Genomic DNA, 20,169 nt, shown 5'->3' on the forward strand with positions numbered 1-20,169 from the left:
GATATAGAGAGATTAAGAAGTGATGATTTAAGTTTTTTCTAGAATCATTTTTACAGTAGTACGATAAAAACATGATCAGTACAGTTAAGGAATAACACTAAATGAAACAGGTAGAATTTTATTTTGATTTGGGTAGTCCATATAGTTATTTAGGCTTTTATCAGATTCAAAAAATTGCAAAACAAAATCAAGCGCAAGTGATTTGGAAGCCGGTCTTGCTTGGTGGTATTTTTAAAGCCACAGGGAACAGTAGTCCAATGGCTGTGCCAGCAAAAGCCAGCTATTCGATGATTGATATGGGGCGTTGGTCAAAACTCTGGAATATTCCAATACAAATGAATCCCTATTTTCCTATTAATACTTTAAATCTGATGCGCGTGATTACAGCGGTTCAGCTTTATCAAGCTGAAAAATTCTTAACAGTGTTAAACGCTTTATTTGATGCAATGTTTGGGCATCCGCGTAATTTAAATGATATCAATGAACTTATTAGCTTATTTCAATCATTGGGTTTTAGTACAGAGCAGGTTCAAACTTGGCTTTCAGATGAACAGGTTAAAGCCCAACTAAAAAATATCACAGAAGAAGCCATTGGGCGTGGTGTTTTTGGTGCACCGACATGGTTTATTGGCAATGAAATGTTTTGGGGCGTTGATCATCTTCACTTTGTTGAGATGGAATTGGCTAAATCTTGATCAATACGCTTTTAAATTCTGATTCCATTATTTAGACTGCTAGCATGAGAGAATAGCTGTGCTGTAGCTAGCCATGCAGCACAGCTATTCTATACAAAGCCAAACCACATCGAATCAGCAAAATATTTGATGAATAAACGCTAATCAAAAATATAATAGATTAAACATAATAATGCTGTAATAGTGCAAGGATCAGTGCCAAAGTGAATACGGATAAAAGTGTTTGCATGCTGATGCTTGCTGCCATTAATTGATGATCGCCGTTTAACAGTTTGGTTAAGATATATGCGGAAGATGCGGTTGGGATAGAAAAGAAAATCATGATAGCAATCACCGCGGCATGACTTAGCTCAAAAAACTGCAAACAGATAAAGGCAATAAGCGGGATCAGCAATAATCTGAGTAGGCTAATGAGCAAAGACTTTTTCAGATAAATTCTGAGGGTCGAAAACTGAATTGCTGTTCCTACACATAATAAGCCCAACATCAGACTACTACTTGAAAAAGCATTTAACAGATTTGCAAAGCCAGACCAAATAGGGATGTTTAAAACATTAAATGTAATTCCCAATATACAAGAGCTGATCAGTGGGTTTTTGATTAAAGACCAGAAAATATTTTTAATGTTCAGTTGATCTTTATCTGTCAGAGAAAGGATCGAAATAACATTAACCAAGGGAATTGCTATAGCAAGGATATTTACCAAGATACTTTTGATTTCAGCATGATTGAGTGTCGTGGCAATCGAGAGTCCGAGATAGGTATTAAAACGAATCAAGCTTTGGACATATACACCGATCTGGGCAATAGGTGTGCGGTTTAACTTTGCAAACAGATAAATGCCAGCAATGATCATGGCCATAATTAAAAAAATGACCGTAAGAATGCTGTTGAGATGCCCCATATTCATATCTGCATTTGCAAGAGAGCTAAACAATAAGGCTGGAAATAAAATATAGTAATTGAGCTTTTCTGCGCCATTCCAGAATTTCTCTTCCAATATACGCGACTGGAACAGATAAAAACCTAAACCAATCAGGGCAATGGATGGGAAAAGAATAGTAATCATTTGTAGCATGCTGAACGCTCTATGCAGAACCTAATTCGACCAAGTCCCAGCCACTGATTTTTTCATCTGTAAGCTAAACCCAAGTAAACTTTAATCAAGAATATGACTTATGCCTATTCATGGTAAAATGAGTCTTTACTCATGGATAGAGTGGCGATGACATTTACTCAACTGACTATTTTTGCCATGTTGGCTGAACAGAAAAGCTTTACTGTTACAGCACAGCGTTTGCAAATTTCTCAATCTGCGATTTCTCATGCAATTAAAGGCTTAGAACAAGATTGGTCGGTCAAATTGTTTTATCGCAATCATAATGAAGTTGAGTTAACTGAATCGGGTATACGGCTTTTAGTGCATGTGAAAGAAATTTTGAATATTTCTAATGTGCTAAAACAAGAAATCTCCGATATACAAGGATTTCATTCTGGCACTTTAAGAATTGGATCTTTTGGTGCTTCATCTTCTAATGTATTGATTCCCTTAATTCTAGAAAAATTTAGTTTAAAATATCCAAATATTGAAGTGTTTATTAAAGAAGGAACGGACAAAGATATTGCTCAATGGATTCATGACCGTACTATTGATGTTGGATTTGTGGTTTTACCTGAAGAACGTTTTGATACTTTTCCTGTGATTGAGGATATTTTTGTAGCACTTATACCCAAATCCTATGCACGATCACAACAAAGTGCAGTTCGATTGGATGAATTGGTTGAACATCCTTTTTTAATGACCTCAGCAGGCAGTCAAAACCATGTGACAGAGATGTTTAGAAAAGCCAATCTGAGTCCAAAAATTAAATGTTATTTTTCTCAAATTTTGACCATTATTAATATGGTGAACAATGGTGCTGGTGTTTCAATTGTCGCAGATATGGCCTTGAATAAAGAGTTGATGACGCTGTTTCCCAATGTTCAAAAATTACCTTTATCACCCAATATCAAGCGGTCTATTAGTCTGGCAGTGAAGAATAAAAAACAGATGAGTCCAATTACACAGGCATTTATTGATATTGCACAAATGGTTTAGCATTTTATCGTGAGCGTTTCGCAAAAGAACAAAAGAACAGTATAAGCACAGAGAATGAATGATTTGATTTATAAACTCATAGAACGTCCTAAAACAGCATTTATATTATGTGGCTGTGTTGCTAACCTATCCTTATGGGCAATCAGCCATATCAAAAGCTTTAGCATTTTATGGGTACTCGGCTTTTTCGTTTTTACTGCATTTTCTGCATTAGCTTTGTCTATATATTTGATGGAAATTGTTGAGAAAAAGCCAAGATACAAAATCTACTTTCAACTGTTGTTTTACACACTTTTGATCATTTTATATTTAGCATTGAATACTTATCAATCTGTTTTAGATCAGAAATTTTTTCCACGAAGTTTAGTGATGTTTGTGGTTGTGTTTTTCACAATGTTATTGATGATGAATTTAAGAGTCGTGGTGGGATATAGCTTCAAAAATATTAAAATGTTATGGAAAAGACTTAAATAATTTTGCTGCTAATCTGAGTATATCTGATTTGAACGTATTGGTTTATGCAACTAAACAAACAATACTAAACAGGCGATAAAGGAATATGTTGATGGATTTAGAAACATTACAACGGCAAATCTGCAAAAAATATCAGTCAAAATATATCGAATTTAATCTGTCGGATAGGGTTGCAATTGCATTACAGAGTCTAGGTCAACAACCGATTTATGCAGTTCGAGTTGCGCTACAAAAACCAGACAATGTTTCTTGGTTTATTCACTGTGGAGAATATTCTTCCGCTGATGATTTTTATCAACCGCTGCATGCCTCGCATTTACAGCAATATTTACCTGAAATTTTACCTTATTTGGCGCTTGAGCACGGTTATCATGTCATTATTGATGAGCATGGCTATGAAGATGTTTGGATGAATCCAACAACCGACTAAATTTAGCGAACCATCACAATCTGTATAAAATGATGAAGAGCTGATTGTGATAAGAATTAAAAAGCATCTTCATCATGACCAAAAAAGCGAACCGAAGTTCGCTTTTTTAAAGTGTAAATCAATTACTGAACTTAGAAGAAGCCCATTGCTTTGGTTGAATAGCTAACCAATAAATTCTTGGTTTGTTGATAATGATCAAGCATCATCTTGTGGTTTTCACGGCCAATGCCTGATTTCTTATAACCACCGAATGCAGCATGTGCAGGGTAGATATGGTAGCAGTTGGTCCATACGCGACCAGCTTCAATCGCACGACCCGCACGATAAGAGGTATGCGCAGAACGCGACCATACACCAGCGCCTAAGCCATACATCGTATCATTGGCAATTCGGATTGCATCGTCATAATCTTTAAATGTTGCGACAGAGAGCACTGGTCCAAAAATTTCTTCTTGGAAAATCTTCATACTGTTGTCGCCTTTGAAAATGGTAGGTTCAATATAGAAACCTTGACCAACTTCCTGACGATCACCACCACCTGTAAGCAGTTGAGCACCTTCAGCACGACCTGTTGCAATACAACCCAAGATTTTGTCTTGTTGCTCTTGAGATGCCTGAGCACCAATCATGGTGTCTGTATCTAGAGGATGTCCAGTTTTAATGCGTTTTACACGTTCAACTGCCATTTCTAGGAATTTATCGGCAATACTTTCTTGAACCAAGGCACGTGATGGGCAAGTACATACTTCACCTTGGTTTAAAGCGAACATGGCAAAGCCTTCAAGTGCTTTGTCTAAATAATCATCATCTTTATCCATGACATCTTCAAAGAAAATGTTTGGTGATTTACCACCAAGCTCAAGTGTCACAGGAATAATATTTTCAGTTGCATATTGCATGATCATTTGACCAACAGCAGTGGAGCCTGTAAATGCAATTTTAGCAATACGTGGATTGGTTGCCAGTGGGCGACCCACTTCAACGCCGTAACCATTGACAATATTTAAAACGCCTGGCGGTAAAATATCTTGAATGAGTTCAGCAACAACTAAAATACTTGATGGAGTTTGTTCAGCAGGTTTAAGCACAATACAGTTACCCGCTGCAAGTGCCGGTGCAAGTTTCCATGCTGCCATAAGAATAGGGAAATTCCATGGAATGATCTGACCAACTACACCTAAAGGCTCATGGAAGTGGTAAGCAATGGTATCTTCATCAATTTCAGAAATACCACCTTCTTGTGCACGTAAACAACCTGCAAAATAACGGAAATGGTCAATTGCTAAAGGAATATCGGCTGCCAATGTTTCACGAATTGGCTTACCGTTTTCCCATGTTTCTGCAACTGCGAGTAATTCTAAATTTTCTTCTAAACGATCTGCAATTTTCAGCAGTACATTTGAACGTGTTGTTGGAGAAGCTTTGTTCCATGAAGCTTTGGCTTTATGTGCTGCATCTAATGCAAGTTCGATATCTTCCGCAGAAGAACGTGGAATTTTGGTAAAGGCTTTACCATCTACAGGAGAGACATTATCAAAATATTGCCCTTTAACCGGTGCTACCCATTTGCCATCAATAAAGTTTTCATATTGGGCTTTGAACTGTACTTTTGAACCAGGCTGATTTGGATCTACATAACGCATAAGAGTATCCCTTTACTTATATTCATGATCATTCATGATGTGTTTAATATGGCATGTATGAACAATGATTGTTTACATGATGGTTTGAGCATAGAGAGTCAAAGGTAGGGAAAAGGTTGGATGAAATCCAAGACATATTTGCGCTATGCTTTAATCTTTGGCAATATTTTCTTGTTTATTGGAAAATTGCTAAATATTGGAAAAAATTGGTTTTATTCTAACGCTTTGGTATGAGTTGTGTTGACTGAGGTTAAGCTCACTGTGTTAATGTGCTAGAGTAATTTATAGGCAGGTCCGCTGGATAAAAACAACAGAGAAAGGATAGGATATTTTTTAACGAATTACAGAGGAAGTAGCGTATGTTAAGCCAACAAGAGTTATCAAATAAACGGAGTTTAATTGAGCAATTACGCCAAAGTAGTAGTCTGTCTTTAAAACATGCTGATCAACTCGGGCAGAGTATTGCAAGTTCATGGCAACGTTCCAACTCAGCTGCGATTCCCAAAGATCGTGATGCTGCACCCTTGATGAATGTAAAACAAGAAAGAAAAACACTGTTAGAAAAAGCAATCGAACATTGTCGTGATGAATTAACTCATATCGCAGAACAGTCGGCAATGGTTGCTGCAGTAGGGGATATTGGCAGTACCATTATCTGGTCAGCCGCAAGTGGGCAAATGCGCAATGCTGCAGAACGTGTTCATTTTATTGCTGGTGGGCAATGGCGAGAAGATTTGGTGGGAACCAATGCTTTGGCACTGTCATTAAAAACCCAACAATCCAGTTGTGTGTTTTCTAACGAACATTTTATGTCTTCTGTGCATGACTGGGTTTGTTATGCCTCTCCCATTATAGATCCTTATTCCAAACAAGTTTTAGGGGTGATTGATCTGTCAACCACATGGAATCATCACAATAGTTTGGGATTACTGGCAGCCGAACGCTGTGCCTCAATTATTCAATCGGCATTGCTAGAGTTTCAGCAACAACATTTATTTATCCGGGCTTTTGCTGTGCCACAAGTGTTGTTCAATGGCAAGATTGTGGTACTGACACCACGACAAATTGAAATTTTGACTATTCTTGCGTTGTGTCCACAAGGGATGAATCTGGAAAATTTACATCAAGCGCTATATGGTGAACGAAAAGTGAGTGTCGGCACATTAAAAGCTGAAATGTCGCAGTTGCGCGATATCTTGGGTGGCATGCTGGGTTCACGGCCTTATCGTTTATTGGCACATGTTGAAGCAGATTTCTTGCAAGCAGAGAGTGCTTTAGATGCAGGTTATACCGAATCCGCTTTAAAATTATGCAAAGGTGTATTTTTAGCTAAAACTGAAAGTCCTTTTTTATCTGCATGGCGAGACTGCCTTGAATCACGCCTGAGTGAAGCGATTTTTAAAGCCAATGAAACAGATGCTTTATTAAAACACCTTGCACATTTTCCAGAAGCGATTGATGCCGTTGAACGTCTGATTGAACTTACACCAGTCGGGCATCCTGCTCATCAAATTCTAATGAAATATAAAGATGAACATTGATTTTGCAGGATACTTTTAACTGATCATTTGCTTGTAAAGAAGAATGAATTGGCGCTTTTAAAGCTGTTTTTGGGCTAACCAAGAAAAAAGTTGATGATAAACTTCTTTTCTGACTTCTGGTGCCGATAAGACCAAGTCATGCAGTCCATTTTGAATGGTCATGACATTAACGTCGCCCTGTATTTTACCTGCATCCCTGATGATGTCTTTGACCTCTAAAATAACATCAGTGCTTTGAGCATCTCGGTTAAATTTCTTGGGATAGGTCGTTTTGTGAGAATGCATCACTAAGGTTGGTACATTGATCTGTACACCTGCATGAATTTCTTTTTGTGCTTCAAAAATTGCATGCACAAAGCTTAAATATACTTTGGGGTAAGTTGGTTTTTTCCACTCTAAGCTGAAATCCCATTCGCCTTGCAAATCTTTATGCAGACTAGTGACATACCATTTATTTAATTCGCTTGGAAATTTTAAATTAGGTAAGCGTTTACCCAATGCGCTGAGTTTTGGGAGGGCTAATTTTTTCTTCCAAGCAGGCATATTAAAGTCATAGAAAGGACTATTGCACCATAAGGCTTGAATAAGGGGGTGTTGTGGATAATGTGCTGCATATAATGTTGCGATCAATCCACCTGTAGAATGTCCTGCCAGTAACACCTCAGTGTGGCCTTCCTGACCAATAATCTTTAATGCTTGTGTGATTTCTTCATCATATTCATTCAAATTTAGAACATAATAATATTTTTGATGTGGTAGGTAAGAACGACCATATTTTCTTAAATCAAGTGCATAAAAATCATAATCATGTTGATTAAATTGTTCAGCCATTTCTGTTTGAAAGAAATAATCGATAAAACCATGGATATAGAGCACCGCTTTCTTGGTCGCTTGAACTGCTTGTTTGCGTACCAAAGTCGCAATGACTTTACCATCATAGTCATCTGTTAAGTTTAAGGTTAGTTTTTCATAACCTGTACCAAGGATATCAGGTTGATATTCAGTAGATTGAGTGGTCATAGCATATTCCTGAATTTATTGAAAAATGAAATCCGAAAAATTACAGATAGTCTTTTACCAGCGCATAGGATTCATCATATAGTTTTTGTGCCAACTGTATATCTTTGGCTTTGCCTGATTTAAACGCAGGGGTTTGCAAACTCACATAATCACCATTGCGCTTTTCCCATGATGGATCAAAAGCAATTTTTTTAATTAATTCGGCAGGCTTAGAAGGTGGAATAAGACCAAGTTTAATTATTGCATATTGCCATTTGGGTAATTCACGATAAATCTCAGAATCTACGCCACCTGGATGCAATGCATTGCTGGTGACATGACTTCCTTGTAGTTGTTTGGCAAGGATATTACTAAACAGCAGATTGGCTAATTTACTATTGCCATAGCTCAATACACCATTGTATTTTTTCACTTGATCCGCGTTAAAATTCTCAGGTTGGATACGACCTAAAAGATGCATCATTGAAGCCAAATGAATTACACGACCTTGTTGGGCTTTTTGAACCAATGGAAGAAGTTTCAATGTCCAAAGAAAAGGCCCCAGATAATTTACCCCAAACTGTTTTTCAAAACCATCAGCTGTGGCCTCAAGATCAGGTGTCATCATGCCAGCATTGTTGACTAATACATCAATTTTTTCATATTTGGCAATAATTTCATTGGCTGCTTGGTTAATTTGTTCAAGACTATTTAAATCAAGGTGAATCACGTCTACCTGACCTGTACCGAATGACTCTAAGTGTTGCTGTGCTGTTTTGGCTTTTTCTGGATTACGACAAGCAATGATCACATGGTGACCATCCTTAATAAATGTTTCTGCAGTTGCAAGCCCGATTCCAGTGTTTGCACCCGTGATAATGATGGTTTTACTTGTTGTTGTCATTGCTGAAATAATCCGCTGATGTTTTAAGCATCATAGTCATAGATTGTGACTTTATCAATATATCTGACAATAATGATTGTCATTTTTTAATAAGCGTATAAAAAAGGAATATTACTTAAGTAATATTCCTAAGTATCAAGCACACTTCATTGAATTTGGCCTAAAACAGTTGTTAGGCTGACATAGAACCAAAGAGTATCGTTTTACATTGCTGATTCAAAAATTTTAATGACTTGAGCATCAGTTGCTTTACGTGGATTTGTCAACATACAGGCATCTTTTTGCGCATTTGATGTCATTACTGCATGATCTTCCGCTTTGACACCCAGTTCAGCTAAGCCAGAAGGGATACCAATAGATGATGATAACTCACGAATTGCATCAATCGCAGCAAAGGCAGCCTCAGTAACGGTTAAACCCTCAGTATTGGCACCCATTAATTGAGCAATTTTTGCATAACGGTCTGGGCAGGCAATTAAGTTAAACTCACACACATGCGGTAATAGAATTGCATTACATACGCCGTGTGGAAGGTTATAGAAGCCACCTAATTGATGAGCCATTGCATGTACATAACCTAAAGATGCATTGTTAAATGCCATACCTGCTAAATATTGTGCATATGCCATCGCATCACGAGCTTCAAGATTTTCACCATTGGCTACCGCAGGGCTTAACCATTCACTAATCATCGAAATGGCTTTTTCTGCACATGCATCGGTAATTGGGTTTGCAGCAGTTGAAACATAAGCTTCTACAGCATGAGTTAAAGCATCCATACCCGTTGCAGCAGTTAAAGCAGCAGGTTTTGCAATCATGAGTTTAGGATCATCAATTGCAACAAGCGGTGTACAACGCCAGTCAACAATCGCCATTTTTACATGGGTATCTGTATTGGTGATAATACAAAAACGAGTCATTTCAGAAGCAGTTCCCGCTGTTGTATTGATTGCGACAAGCGGTGTCATTGGAACTTTACTTTGATCAATCCCTTCATAATCACGAATATGACCACCACCTGCGGTGACTAGGCCAATTCCTTTTGCACAGTCATGAGAAGATCCGCCGCCTAAAGACACAATAAAGTCACAGCCATTATTGTTATATTCATTTACGCCATTGTGTACATTAATATCTGTCGGGTTTGGTTCTGCGCCAGGAAAAACATGACTGTCTACGCCAGCTTCTTTGAGATAGCCAACGATAATGTCTGCAACCCCAAATTTGAATAGGCCAGCATCAGTGACGATGAGGGCTTTTTTTGCTCCTAAATTTTGTGCTTTAGCACCAACTTCTTTGGCACAACCTGGACCAAAAAGTGAGACGCAAGGGATATAAAAACCGTTTGTTTGATCTGCTATATTTTTAAAAGCCATGGTGCGATTCCTTCTACCATTGTTATTTCATCATTCCAGAAAGGTGATGATCACCTTGAGGTTGAGTATCAGTTTTGAGGGCTGGGTTGAATACCTACTAAACACCTACCAAATTTTAATCATGCAAACTTTAAATTAAGTATTTGATATTTTTATTTAAAATAAAGTGATGAAGTTTTTCTTTATAATTTTAAGCTGAAAATCGGGCTTTAACACGAGTTTTGATTAAAAACGACAAAAACAGATTATATTTGGTATTTTTTGCTTTGACAGATCATTTTGTGTTTAAAAAGTGAATGGTTGAGTTAAATTTCGAGCATAAATTTTAAAATCCATAAAAATAGACTAAATTATCAATTAATGAGAATGTGTATTAATAATTAAAAAGTGAAAAATATGTGAAAAATTTGATATTTCTATACTAGGTCAGTATGGGCTTAAATAGACTTTTTAAATATACCTGTACTGTTAATTTATGCTAAATGATAAAAATAAAATAATGATATATATCATTAATAAGTATTATAGAAAAATTAAAAATAAAAGTGCCAATATTTTTTTTGGATGAGTGTTAATGCTATTGATCAGAATTTTATACATAAATATTGTTTTTTATGTATGTTTTTTAAACAGGTTGCCACGGTTCGGTAATCTCATATTTTAAGGATAAAAAATGAAAAAAATATTAACGTTAAAAAATATTGCTATAGCAACTTCATTATTCGCGATTACCAGCACGAGTTTTGCGGGGGAGTATAAACGCTTTTCAGTATCTGCAGGTTGGTTACATGTCATGCCTCAAGGAAAAGCAAATCCCTTTAATATTAATACCAGTGTTAAAAATGGTACCAATGCAACAGTCGGAAGTATCTCTACAACCAGTTTTTTAAACTCAGTTGATCCTAATGCGATGGGAGAAGACTTAGGCGGAGTGCCATTTAATCAGAAAGAGGTGTTAACTGAATTTCTCAATGATGCCTTTATGCAAACCTTATTGACTGATGGTAAGGGTAATATTTTGCCGGAGGTCGCAGGAACCGCAAATATTCATGGCTTGGAAAATTGGCAAGCCAAGGGTACAGGGCTTGAAGTCGATGATGTGGATACACTTGGCTTGATGTTAAATTATTACATCAACGACAATGTTTCTTTGCAGCTCATTGGTGGGATTCCTCCAAAAGTGGATATTAAAGGTAAAGGGGAAATCTTGGCACCACTCACAGGATTAGCCACTTCGCCAAATGAGTTGGTTAATATCTTATTTCCAGATGGTATTGGTTTAAATCAAGCCATTCCAATCACCAATTTAGGCAATAAGTCTAAAGCAGCATCGGTGCGTGCATGGACACCAGCGCTGGAAGCGCAATATCAATTTGGTCAATCTGGTGTCAATAAATTGCGTCCATATGTTGGGGTAGGGGTGATGTACTCTCATTTCACGGATATTAAGTTGAACTCACAGATCAAAAGTGATCTGGTTGCAGCGGGACACATGATTCAAAACGTTTTAGATGGAAAAGCTGGGGCTGCGTTAGATGGCAAACCTTCCAGTGCAAATCCTTATGTAAGAGTTAAAACGACTGATGCAATAGCACCTATTGTAAGTCTGGGCGCTACTTACGATATTAATGAAAACTGGTTTGGTGTGGCTTCTGTTTCTTATGCCAAGCTCAACAATCAGGCAAAGATTGATGTCGTTGATGCCAAGACTGGTAAGCGACTGATTAATTCCACGACAAAAGTCGATATAGATCCATTGATTACTTATGTTGGTGTGGGGTATCGCTTCTAAAATCAACACTATTTTCCCTAAGAATAGTGAAGATTTTAAATGGTTAGCTTCGGCTAACCATTTTTTGTGGTCTAGGTAAAATCTTGTTAGCGATATGTAGATTGACGAGCAATAAAAAAGCATCCATTTAGGATGCTTTTTTGAAGGTATGGTACAAATCAGAGAACTTATTTCTCTACGATTGCAGTTACACCTTGACCACCAGCAGCACAAATCGAAATTAACACACGACCTGAACCTTTTTGGTTAATCAATTTTGCAGCAGTTGCCAAAATACGACCACCTGTTGCTGCAAATGGATGACCAGCAGCTAAAGAAGAACCTTTAACATTGAGTTTGCTACGGTCAATTGAGCCCAATGGTGCATCTAGACCTAAACGTTCTTTACAGAACTTAGGATCTTCCCATGCTTTTAAGGTCGAAAGAACTTGTGATGCAAAAGCTTCATGAATTTCATAGTAGTCGAAGTCTTGAAGTTTAATACCCGCACGAGCCAACATACGTGGAACAGCATAAGCAGGTGCCATCAATAAACCTTCTTTCTTATTGACAAAATCTACAGCAGCAGTTTCAGTGAATGTTAAGTACGCGAGTACTTCATGACCATTTGCTTTCGCCCATTCTTCAGAGGCTAAAAGTACAACTGAAGCGCCGTCTGTAAGAGGAGTAGAGTTACCTGCAGTCATTGTTGCAGTATCACCTTGACCAAATGCAGGTTTAAGCTTAGCCAATTTTTCAACTGAAGAATCAGGACGTAAGTTATTGTCTTTGTCTAGACCCATAAATGGCGTGATCAAATCATCGAAGAAACCTTCTTCATATGCTTTGGCCATTTTTTGATGTGAAGATGCAGCAATTTCATCTTGAGCTTCACGAGGAATACCCCATTCTAGAGCAGTAATCGCTTGGTGATCACCCATAGATAAACCTGTACGAGGTTCACCATTTTTTGGCGCATCCATCAAGTCTTTAACATTGATTTTAGCTAAGGCTTTTAAACGGTCTTTACCTGTTTTTGCTATGTTTAATTCAAGCAATGCTTTACGTAAGCCGTCACCAAATGCGATCGGTGCATCAGAGGTAGTATCCACACCACCAGCAATACCCACTTCAATTTGGCCTAATGCAATTTTGTTTGCAACAAGGAAAGCTGCTTGTAAGCCAGTACCACATGCTTGTTGAATATCATAAGCAGGGGTTTCAGGTGCAAGTTGAGTATTTAAAACACATTCACGTGTCATGTTGAAATCACGGCTATGTTTTAGAACTGCACCAGCAACAACTTCACCTAAACGTTGACCTTGAAGGTTAAAACGTTCAATTAAACCGTTTAAAGACGCAGTAAGCATGTCAATGTTTGACGCTCGGAAATAAGGGCCATTTGAACGTGCAAAAGGAATACGGTTACCGCCAATAATTGCTACGCGACGTACAGTGTTTTGACTCATAATTTTATCCTGCTGACCAGAAGTTTGAGTTTTAGAAGATGAAGCTGTTGTAACTTTTTTTGCCGTCGATGCTGTTGCTTTACTACGTGAAGCAGCTGCTGGCGCACGAGTCGGTTTTTTAGTCGTGTTGGCTGCATTGGCATTTGTAGAATTTGTGTTGCTACTTTTACTCGTACGAGTACGAGCTTTTGATGTATTTGACACAGTTTCTTGTACAGTGCTTTCAGCGTTTGAATTTTCTTGAGTTGTTTTGCTCATAAGGCTTTTCCAAGCATGTTCGCAATATTCTTAGTGCTTACATTAACATAATTGGCTATGACTCGAATTGACTATAATGACATTTGCATATTCTTTCAGGTCAAGTCATCATTTTGGCAACTCAAGTATGATTTAACTGAAACTTATGGGTCATATAGATGATAGCGTTGTTGACGATTCCTCTAAGTCTTGCGCGAAGACCAACGCAAGCCATTTAAGAAAGCGTAACACAGCTAAATATCTGAGATTATACTGAAGTTAAAAGATAGCTTAAGCCCCATACAAAATTAATTTGATGAGAGATAAGAAACATGTCTGACCAATACCAAGCATTTGCTAAATCTCCAATTGGTAAATTTGTCATAAAAAATTTAGGTTTACCATCACCAATCCAGCTAGACCGCTTTGAGTCAGCCACTCCTGTCGTTAAAGGTGCTGTATTATTTGGTGCAGCTCCAAAGAGTCATTTCACTGGTGAAGTTGCGCAGGTTCTTAGTAATATTCATGCCAACACTTATGCAGGGAATAACGCAGAGTTACAACAAGCTGCGGCAAAATCTGGTTTGAATGTTGGCGCTTTTAATGAAGGCGATAAAGAATCAAAATTCAAAGCAGTGATATTTGATGCATCAGGGATTCAAAATTCAGAACAATTACATGAACTACACAAGTTTTTTAATCCTGTTGCCCGTCAAATTGCAACATCAGGCCGTGTAATTATTATTGGTTTAACACCTGAAACTGCACCAACGATTAAGCAGGCGATTGCACAACGTGCATTAGAAGGGTTTGTTAAATCGGTTGGTAAAGAGTTTAAGAAAGGAATTGCTGCTGATCTTATTCTGGTTGATGCAGATGCTGCACAAAACTTGGAATCAAGTTTACGTTTTGCAATTTCTCCACGTTCAGCATACGTATCGGGTCAAGTGATTCGCGTATCTAAAGGTGATGTGATTGATATCGATTGGGCAAAACCGCTTGCAGGCAAAACTGCACTAGTAACAGGTGCAAGCCGTGGTATTGGTGAAGCGATTGCACATGTATTGGCACGTGATGGTGCACATGTAATTTGTTTAGATGTTCCACCACAACAAGCAGACCTTGACCGTGTTGCAAGTGAAATCGGTGGTTCTACACTTGCAATTGATATCACTGCTGCTGATGCTGGTGAAAAAATCAAAGCTGCGGCAGCTCAACAAGGTGGTTTAGATATCATCGTACATAATGCGGGTATTACACGTGACAAAACTTTGGCAAATATGAAGCCAGAGATGTGGGATCTGGTGATTAATATCAACTTATCTGCTGCTGAACGTATTAACGATTATTTATTGTCAAATGATGGTTTAAATGCAAATGGTCGTATCGTTTGCGTATCTTCAATTTCAGGTATTGCTGGTAACTTAGGTCAAACCAACTATGCGGCATCAAAAGCAGGTGTCATTGGCTTGGTGAAATTTACTGCGCCTGTGTTAAAAAATGGTATTACCATTAATGCTGTAGCGCCAGGTTTCATTGAAACCCAAATGACCGCGGCAATTCCATTTGCAATCCGTGAAGCGGGTCGTCGTATGAACTCAATGAGTCAAGGTGGATTACCTGTTGATGTTGCTGAAACAATTGCTTTATTTGCATCTTCAGCATCTACAGGATTAAATGGTAATGTTGTGCGTGTTTGTGGTCAAAGCTTATTGGGTGCATAATCACGCATAAGTGAAATCCTGTTTCGTTTAGGGGATTACCGCGAAGAGATTATTTGTGTATTTAAATAACGCTTTCGCTGGCTTTCTCTTGAACGAAATCAGGATGTTTAAGCTGTATCATCCGTTAATTTCCAACTGAAATGTTGGATTTTTTTAAATGTTGAATAAGAATTAATTTTTCAAAGGTCCAGTATGAATACTCGCCATTTTAGTCAACTTCCTAAGCCATATTTAGCTTATCCAAAAGTGATTCAGGGTTTAATTTTTAAAAAGCCAAAAGGTGAAAAAGTTCTACCGCAAGTTGAATATGTGGTTGATTCATTCAAAATTGATCCAAATCATTTAAAAGCATATAACGAAGTGTGTGGCTTTAAAAATAATGGGTATATTCCCGCGATTTATTTAGCAGTTTTATCGCAAAGTTTACAAATGCATATGATGACCTCTGAAGCATTTCCTTTTGCAATCTTAGGCTTGGTGCATATTCGCAATCAAATTAAGCAAACACGTAAAATTGGGGTCAATGAACAGCTGACTTTATCTTGTCAATTTGGTGAGCTAAAGCCCCATGATAAAGGGGTTCAGTTCGACTTCATCACAACAGCCAAAGTTGGCGGTGACGTGGTCATGCAAGGATTAACCACCTATCTAGCACGTCAAAAAACCGATGGTTCAGTTACAGAAAAACCAAAAGATAAAAAAGAACCAAATTATCAAGTTCAGGCGGTTTGGGAAGTTTCTGAAAATACTGGTCGTCGTTATGCTATGACATCAGGTGACTTTAACTTGATTCATATCCATGCATTAACTGCAAAAGCATTTGGTTTTAAACAAGCGATTGCTCATGGGATGTGGAGCAAGGCGCGCGTTCTCGCTGGGCTTAACTTACCAGAAGCTTATGAAGCCGATGTATTGTTTAAATTGCCGATGTATTTACCTTCAACAGTAGAATTTTTAACTGTACAAGATGGTACAACAACTGACTTTTTGATTCGTAATCAAAAATCACAAAAACCTCATGTTTCTGGTGTGGTTAACGCTTTATAAGATAAAATATAAAGCCTGAGTCGAGATGATTCAGGCTTTTTTAATTAAAAAAGTTATGATTAAAAAAATAGGATAGGGCAATGAGCAGTTTAACGGACATTATTTTTGCGAGTACGAAAAATTATCAGGGCTATGTGGATGAGCGTTTTCAAGATCTCGCTGTTCAATTTAGTCGTTTGCAGGATGGTCGTAGCGAAAATGGTGGTGCTGCTTTAACTGTTTATTTTCAAAATGAAAAAGTTGTCGATATATATACGGGTAAAAAATCAAAAACTGAGCAATGGAATGAGCGAACCTTGTCGGTTTGTTATTCCACAGGGAAAGGTGTACTGGCCACACTCGCACATATTTTAGTGAGTGAAGGTTTCTTAGACTACGATACGCCTATAGTCAATTTTTGGCCTGAATTTGCTCAAAATGGTAAAGAGAATATGACACTGCGTCATATTTTAAGTCATCAAAGTGGCTTATACGATATTCGAAATATTATTGCTGGTGCCGTTGAAATGGCCGATTGGCAGCATATGCTCAAGGTAATGGAGCAGGCCACACCTCGTTTTGCTGTAGGAACTGATATTGCATATCAGGCATTAACATTTGGCTGGTTGGTGGGTGGTGTTTTAGAGAAAGCAACGCATCAATCTTTAACACAGTTAATGCAGAAGTATTTGGTTGAACCCCTACAACTTGATGGTGCCTATTTTGGTGTGCCTGAATCTGAGTTAAATCGTGTGGCGCGTTTAATTCAAAAAGCAGTGCCAGTACAAAAAACAGAAACAAAATCCAGTAAGAGCAAAGCTAAGAAGCATCATAAAACGTCTTTTTCCGATAAATTGGTTGAATTAACCGGACAAAATCCGCAAGATTTTTTAGATGCTATGGTACCGAAAGGGATGCGTGATTTTAGTTTCTTTAGTGACCAAGGGCTTCAAGCGATTATTCCAGCGGCCAATGGTGTATTTAGCGCCAATAGTCTTGCAAAAGTTTATGCCATGATGGCAAATAAAGGGGTTTGGGAAGGAAAAGTTTTAATTCGCCCTGAAATATTTACAGAGTTAAGTCAGATCCAATCGATTAAACGAGATCGCGTGATGCCAATTCCTATGAAATGGCGTTTAGGCTACCACCGTGTGATTAGTATGGGTAAACGTGCCAAGCAAGGCTTTGGTCATATTGGATATAATGGCTCTGGGGCGTGGTGTGATCCGCAACGAGGGCTTAGTTTTGCCTATACTCATAATTTTGCCATTGGTTCAATCACAGGCGATTATCGTCTTTGGGGACTGACCCAAGAAACATTACGTTGCGCTGATGGTTTACTTAAGGGAAGTAAAGGCTGGTTCTAAATATTAAGATCAAAGCGATTGAAATTTCATAGAAGGTTAGATGGCTGAGTCTTATAGTGCAAAAGAATTAAAAATAAGGACTTTAAACAGCGGCATGTAGATCCATCTATATTTTCTTAGGCAAATAACTCCATTTTCAAGATGGTTTCGACATGATGTTTAAACGAGTGTTGGTCTAGACCTTTTAAGCCAAGTTGATAGATTCCTTCTAAACCACAAACAAAAGCAATCAGCCGCCAAGCAATGTCTTGGCTACTGCTGGCTGTAGCAATTTTAAATTCTTGTTGGGCGATGCCATGTTCAATCGCTGTAACCAAGGCAACATGCCATTGTTCCATCGTAATATTATAAGCTTTTTTAATTTCAGGATCTTGGTCGATTAAAATCTCAGCTTCATTCCAGAGCCGTAAATAGGGTTGAGTTAGTTCAATATTTTCAAAGCCTAGCAAGAGAGATAAACGTTCAAAACTACTGTTGGTTTTAATTTGATCTTCTACTTCATTGAGTTGATCCATCAATTCGATAAAAACTTCGGCCTTTAAATGCGAACTTGATTCAAAGTGATGATGTACTTGCCCTGTTGAAACTTGTGCTTCTGCGGCAATACGGCGCACAGTTAATCCATTCAATCCATCTTGTAATGCAACACGCTTTGCTGCAGCCAAAATCATATTACGACGTTGTTCTCGGTTTAAATAGTTCATCACTTTTAATACAACAAAATTTACAAAACAAATATTAAACAAAGTTGGACGTTTGTTCAAGTCTGGTTATAATGATGAAACTTGAACAAGTGTCCAACTTTAATTAGGTGTGTTATGTACCGCAATTGGGTGATTTTGGCAATCATCGTTTTAATTTATTTACCGGTTTCAATTGATGCAACGGTTTTGCATGTTGCCATCCCAACATTGAGTGCTGCCTTATCACTATCCAGTAATGAAATGCTCTGGGTGATAGATATCTATTCACTGATCATGGCAGGGTTGATTTTACCCATGGGGGCATTGGGGGATCGTATTGGTTTTAAACGGCTGATGTTGATTGGTGCTGGTATTTTTGGTGTGGCTTCTCTCATGGCTGCTTTTGCGAGTTCAGCCTATATGTTGATTGCTGCCCGAGCATTTCTTGGTGTAGGCGCTGCCATGATTTTACCTGCAACCTTGGCAGGTGTTCGAAATACCTTTTTAGATGAAAAACAACGTAATTATGCTTTAGGTATTTGGGGAACTGTCGGTGGTGGTGGAGCCGCTTTTGGTCCACTGTTGGGCGGTTTTATTCTGGAACATTTTTCATGGGGAACCGTTTTCCTGATTAACGTGCCAATTATTATTTTGGTCTTGGTATTGACGACATGGCTGGTGCCAAAGCAAGCAGTACAAACCAAACAACCTTTAAATCTATTACAAGCGCTCATTTTGGTCACTGCAATCTTAATGCTGATTTATTCGATTAAGACCTCTATCTATGCGTTTAGCCTAGGGATGATTTTGATTTTTGTGCTTGGATTGGGATTGTTGGTGGGATTTATCCGCCATCAATTGAAAACAACCCAACCGATGATCGATTTTAGTCTGTTTAAGAATCCTGTGATCTCAACCAGTATTGTGATGGCAATGGTGGCAATGATTGCATTAGTTGGTTTTGAGCTACTGCTTTCACAAGAATTACAGTTTGTGTATGGATATAGCCCATTGGAAGCAGGTTTGTTTATTTTACCCTTTATGATTGCAATTAGTATTGGTGGACCCTTTACCAGTATTTTAATGAATCACTATGGTTTAAGACCTGTTGCAACTGTAGGGATGCTGATGTGTGCCTTATGTTTCTTTGGTTTGGCCATGACCAATTTTGACATCGATTATATTCAAGCTTGGGTGTGGATGGTGCTGATGGGGATCAGTGTTGAAATCGCGTTATTATCTTCCACAGCAGCTATTATGTCTGCTGTACCTCCACAAAAAGCAACAGCTGCTGGTGCAATCGAAGGCATGGCCTATGAGTTAGGTGCAGGTCTTGGGATTGCGATTTTTGGACTATTGCTATCTATATTTTATGCGCATTCGATTATCTTACCTGATCATTTGCCGCTGAATATCGCAGCTCAAGCAAGTTCTTCTATTGGTGAGGCATTATTGCTGAGCAAACAATTAGAACCTGCATTGATGCAACAGGTAAAACAAGCTGCTTTTGAAGCGTTTATTCATTCGCATAGTAAAGTCTTGGGTATTTCGGGTCTGATGTTCCTAGTTTTATCTGTATTTGTTTGGCGTGCTTTACCTGCAAAGAAACAGCGAGCAGTCTAGAATATTGCGCATAATTTAAATTATGCGCTTATTTTTTATATTTAGATTTTACAGTGTGAAAAAATGAGTTTGATGTACCGATTGAAAAACTTTAGCAAGCTCAAATTGT

Annotated in this window: 17 protein-coding genes; 10 read left to right on the plus strand and 7 right to left on the minus strand. The window is 38.1% G+C overall.

Annotated elements, in window-relative coordinates; translation table 11 throughout:
• Window positions 1-101: 101 nt before the first annotated feature.
• On the plus strand, window positions 102-695 hold the full coding sequence (locus AC07WY_RS14110; protein ID WP_262086365.1) for a 2-hydroxychromene-2-carboxylate isomerase: 594 nt from the start codon (window positions 102-104) through the stop codon (window positions 693-695).
• Between the two features lie 160 nt (window positions 696-855).
• Here the strand turns inward: AC07WY_RS14110 and AC07WY_RS14115 are convergent, their stop codons facing one another.
• Window positions 856-1,773 (minus strand): AEC family transporter, encoded by a 918-nt coding sequence (locus AC07WY_RS14115; protein WP_315972842.1) that lies wholly within the window; start codon window positions 1,771-1,773, stop codon window positions 856-858.
• Window positions 1,774-1,920: 147 nt separating this feature from the next.
• Between AC07WY_RS14115 and AC07WY_RS14120 the strand changes: the two genes are divergently transcribed.
• The 3 genes from AC07WY_RS14120 to AC07WY_RS14130 all read left to right on the plus strand — a co-directional run bounded on the left by AC07WY_RS14120 (window position 1,921) and on the right by AC07WY_RS14130 (window position 3,697).
• Window positions 1,921-2,793, plus strand: a complete 873-nt coding sequence (locus AC07WY_RS14120) for a LysR family transcriptional regulator (protein WP_262087494.1) — start codon at window positions 1,921-1,923, stop codon at window positions 2,791-2,793.
• A gap of 54 nt (window positions 2,794-2,847) precedes the next feature.
• Window positions 2,848-3,267, plus strand: coding sequence for a hypothetical protein (locus AC07WY_RS14125; RefSeq protein WP_262086363.1), 420 nt, complete (start codon window positions 2,848-2,850; stop codon window positions 3,265-3,267).
• A gap of 91 nt (window positions 3,268-3,358) precedes the next feature.
• The gene (locus tag AC07WY_RS14130; protein WP_494736549.1) at window positions 3,359-3,697 is read left to right on the plus strand and encodes an immunity protein Imm33 domain-containing protein; all 339 of its coding nucleotides are present in this window, start codon (window positions 3,359-3,361) and stop codon (window positions 3,695-3,697) included.
• A 131-nt stretch (window positions 3,698-3,828) separates the two neighbouring features.
• Here the strand turns inward: AC07WY_RS14130 and exaC are convergent, their stop codons facing one another.
• Window positions 3,829-5,340 (minus strand): acetaldehyde dehydrogenase ExaC, encoded by a 1,512-nt coding sequence (exaC, locus tag AC07WY_RS14135; protein WP_004719517.1) that lies wholly within the window; start codon window positions 5,338-5,340, stop codon window positions 3,829-3,831.
• A 359-nt stretch (window positions 5,341-5,699) separates the two neighbouring features.
• Here exaC and AC07WY_RS14140 point away from each other — a divergent pair, with 359 nt between their 5' ends.
• On the plus strand, window positions 5,700-6,881 hold the full coding sequence (locus AC07WY_RS14140; RefSeq protein WP_419335774.1) for a sigma-54-dependent transcriptional regulator family protein: 1,182 nt from the start codon (window positions 5,700-5,702) through the stop codon (window positions 6,879-6,881).
• A gap of 57 nt (window positions 6,882-6,938) precedes the next feature.
• Here AC07WY_RS14140 and AC07WY_RS14145 read toward each other — a convergent pair whose 3' ends face one another.
• From AC07WY_RS14145 to mdh, 3 genes are all read right to left on the minus strand, one after another.
• On the minus strand, window positions 6,939-7,901 hold the full coding sequence (locus AC07WY_RS14145) for an alpha/beta hydrolase (protein WP_034615198.1): 963 nt from the start codon (window positions 7,899-7,901) through the stop codon (window positions 6,939-6,941).
• 40 nt (window positions 7,902-7,941) lie between these two features.
• Complete coding sequence (locus AC07WY_RS14150) at window positions 7,942-8,784, minus strand: SDR family oxidoreductase (RefSeq protein WP_034615196.1); 843 nt, start codon at window positions 8,782-8,784, stop codon at window positions 7,942-7,944.
• Window positions 8,785-8,987: 203 nt separating this feature from the next.
• Window positions 8,988-10,160, minus strand: a complete 1,173-nt coding sequence (mdh, locus tag AC07WY_RS14155; protein ID WP_494736550.1) for an iron-dependent methanol dehydrogenase — start codon at window positions 10,158-10,160, stop codon at window positions 8,988-8,990.
• A 673-nt stretch (window positions 10,161-10,833) separates the two neighbouring features.
• On the opposite strand from mdh, the gene AC07WY_RS14160 reads away from it, so the two are divergent.
• Window positions 10,834-11,952, plus strand: coding sequence for an OmpW/AlkL family protein (locus AC07WY_RS14160; RefSeq protein ID WP_262086360.1), 1,119 nt, complete (start codon window positions 10,834-10,836; stop codon window positions 11,950-11,952).
• A 167-nt stretch (window positions 11,953-12,119) separates the two neighbouring features.
• Here AC07WY_RS14160 and AC07WY_RS14165 read toward each other — a convergent pair whose 3' ends face one another.
• A complete protein-coding gene (locus AC07WY_RS14165; RefSeq protein ID WP_494736551.1) occupies window positions 12,120-13,658 on the minus strand; it encodes an acetyl-CoA C-acetyltransferase in 1,539 nt (512 codons plus the stop codon).
• Between the two features lie 311 nt (window positions 13,659-13,969).
• Between AC07WY_RS14165 and AC07WY_RS14170 the strand changes: the two genes are divergently transcribed.
• From AC07WY_RS14170 to AC07WY_RS14180, 3 genes are all read left to right on the plus strand, one after another.
• Window positions 13,970-15,361, plus strand: coding sequence for a 3-oxoacyl-ACP reductase (locus tag AC07WY_RS14170; protein ID WP_004822281.1), 1,392 nt, complete (start codon window positions 13,970-13,972; stop codon window positions 15,359-15,361).
• Window positions 15,362-15,553: 192 nt separating this feature from the next.
• Window positions 15,554-16,408, plus strand: a complete 855-nt coding sequence (locus AC07WY_RS14175) for a MaoC family dehydratase (protein WP_419314141.1) — start codon at window positions 15,554-15,556, stop codon at window positions 16,406-16,408.
• A gap of 80 nt (window positions 16,409-16,488) precedes the next feature.
• Complete coding sequence (locus AC07WY_RS14180) at window positions 16,489-17,754, plus strand: serine hydrolase domain-containing protein (protein WP_262086359.1); 1,266 nt, start codon at window positions 16,489-16,491, stop codon at window positions 17,752-17,754.
• A 116-nt stretch (window positions 17,755-17,870) separates the two neighbouring features.
• Here the strand turns inward: AC07WY_RS14180 and AC07WY_RS14185 are convergent, their stop codons facing one another.
• A complete protein-coding gene (locus AC07WY_RS14185) occupies window positions 17,871-18,458 on the minus strand; it encodes a TetR family transcriptional regulator (protein ID WP_494736552.1) in 588 nt (195 codons plus the stop codon).
• Window positions 18,459-18,572: 114 nt separating this feature from the next.
• Here AC07WY_RS14185 and AC07WY_RS14190 point away from each other — a divergent pair, with 114 nt between their 5' ends.
• A complete protein-coding gene (locus AC07WY_RS14190) occupies window positions 18,573-20,060 on the plus strand; it encodes an MFS transporter (protein ID WP_151803166.1) in 1,488 nt (495 codons plus the stop codon).
• Window positions 20,061-20,169: the final 109 nt, after the last annotated feature.

Source organism: Acinetobacter sp. GW821-FHT01C12 (genome assembly GCF_059422625.1).

What these genes read in the sequence shown, in the direction of transcription:
- AC07WY_RS14110 (WP_262086365.1), top strand. Translation starts at nt 102, where the DNA reads ATGAAACAGGTAGAATTTTATTTTGATTTGGGTAGTCCATATAGTTAT.
- AC07WY_RS14115 (WP_315972842.1), bottom strand. Translation starts at nt 1,773, where the DNA reads ATGCTACAAATGATTACTATTCTTTTCCCATCCATTGCCCTGATTGGT.
- AC07WY_RS14120 (WP_262087494.1), top strand. Translation starts at nt 1,921, where the DNA reads ATGACATTTACTCAACTGACTATTTTTGCCATGTTGGCTGAACAGAAA.
- AC07WY_RS14125 (WP_262086363.1), top strand. Translation starts at nt 2,848, where the DNA reads ATGAATGATTTGATTTATAAACTCATAGAACGTCCTAAAACAGCATTT.
- AC07WY_RS14130 (WP_494736549.1), top strand. Translation starts at nt 3,359, where the DNA reads ATGGATTTAGAAACATTACAACGGCAAATCTGCAAAAAATATCAGTCA.
- exaC (WP_004719517.1), bottom strand. Translation starts at nt 5,340, where the DNA reads ATGCGTTATGTAGATCCAAATCAGCCTGGTTCAAAAGTACAGTTCAAA.
- AC07WY_RS14140 (WP_419335774.1), top strand. Translation starts at nt 5,700, where the DNA reads ATGTTAAGCCAACAAGAGTTATCAAATAAACGGAGTTTAATTGAGCAA.
- AC07WY_RS14145 (WP_034615198.1), bottom strand. Translation starts at nt 7,901, where the DNA reads ATGACCACTCAATCTACTGAATATCAACCTGATATCCTTGGTACAGGT.
- AC07WY_RS14150 (WP_034615196.1), bottom strand. Translation starts at nt 8,784, where the DNA reads ATGACAACAACAAGTAAAACCATCATTATCACGGGTGCAAACACTGGA.
- mdh (WP_494736550.1), bottom strand. Translation starts at nt 10,160, where the DNA reads ATGGCTTTTAAAAATATAGCAGATCAAACAAACGGTTTTTATATCCCT.
- AC07WY_RS14160 (WP_262086360.1), top strand. Translation starts at nt 10,834, where the DNA reads ATGAAAAAAATATTAACGTTAAAAAATATTGCTATAGCAACTTCATTA.
- AC07WY_RS14165 (WP_494736551.1), bottom strand. Translation starts at nt 13,658, where the DNA reads ATGAGCAAAACAACTCAAGAAAATTCAAACGCTGAAAGCACTGTACAA.
- AC07WY_RS14170 (WP_004822281.1), top strand. Translation starts at nt 13,970, where the DNA reads ATGTCTGACCAATACCAAGCATTTGCTAAATCTCCAATTGGTAAATTT.
- AC07WY_RS14175 (WP_419314141.1), top strand. Translation starts at nt 15,554, where the DNA reads ATGAATACTCGCCATTTTAGTCAACTTCCTAAGCCATATTTAGCTTAT.
- AC07WY_RS14180 (WP_262086359.1), top strand. Translation starts at nt 16,489, where the DNA reads ATGAGCAGTTTAACGGACATTATTTTTGCGAGTACGAAAAATTATCAG.
- AC07WY_RS14185 (WP_494736552.1), bottom strand. Translation starts at nt 18,458, where the DNA reads ATGAACTATTTAAACCGAGAACAACGTCGTAATATGATTTTGGCTGCA.
- AC07WY_RS14190 (WP_151803166.1), top strand. Translation starts at nt 18,573, where the DNA reads ATGTACCGCAATTGGGTGATTTTGGCAATCATCGTTTTAATTTATTTA.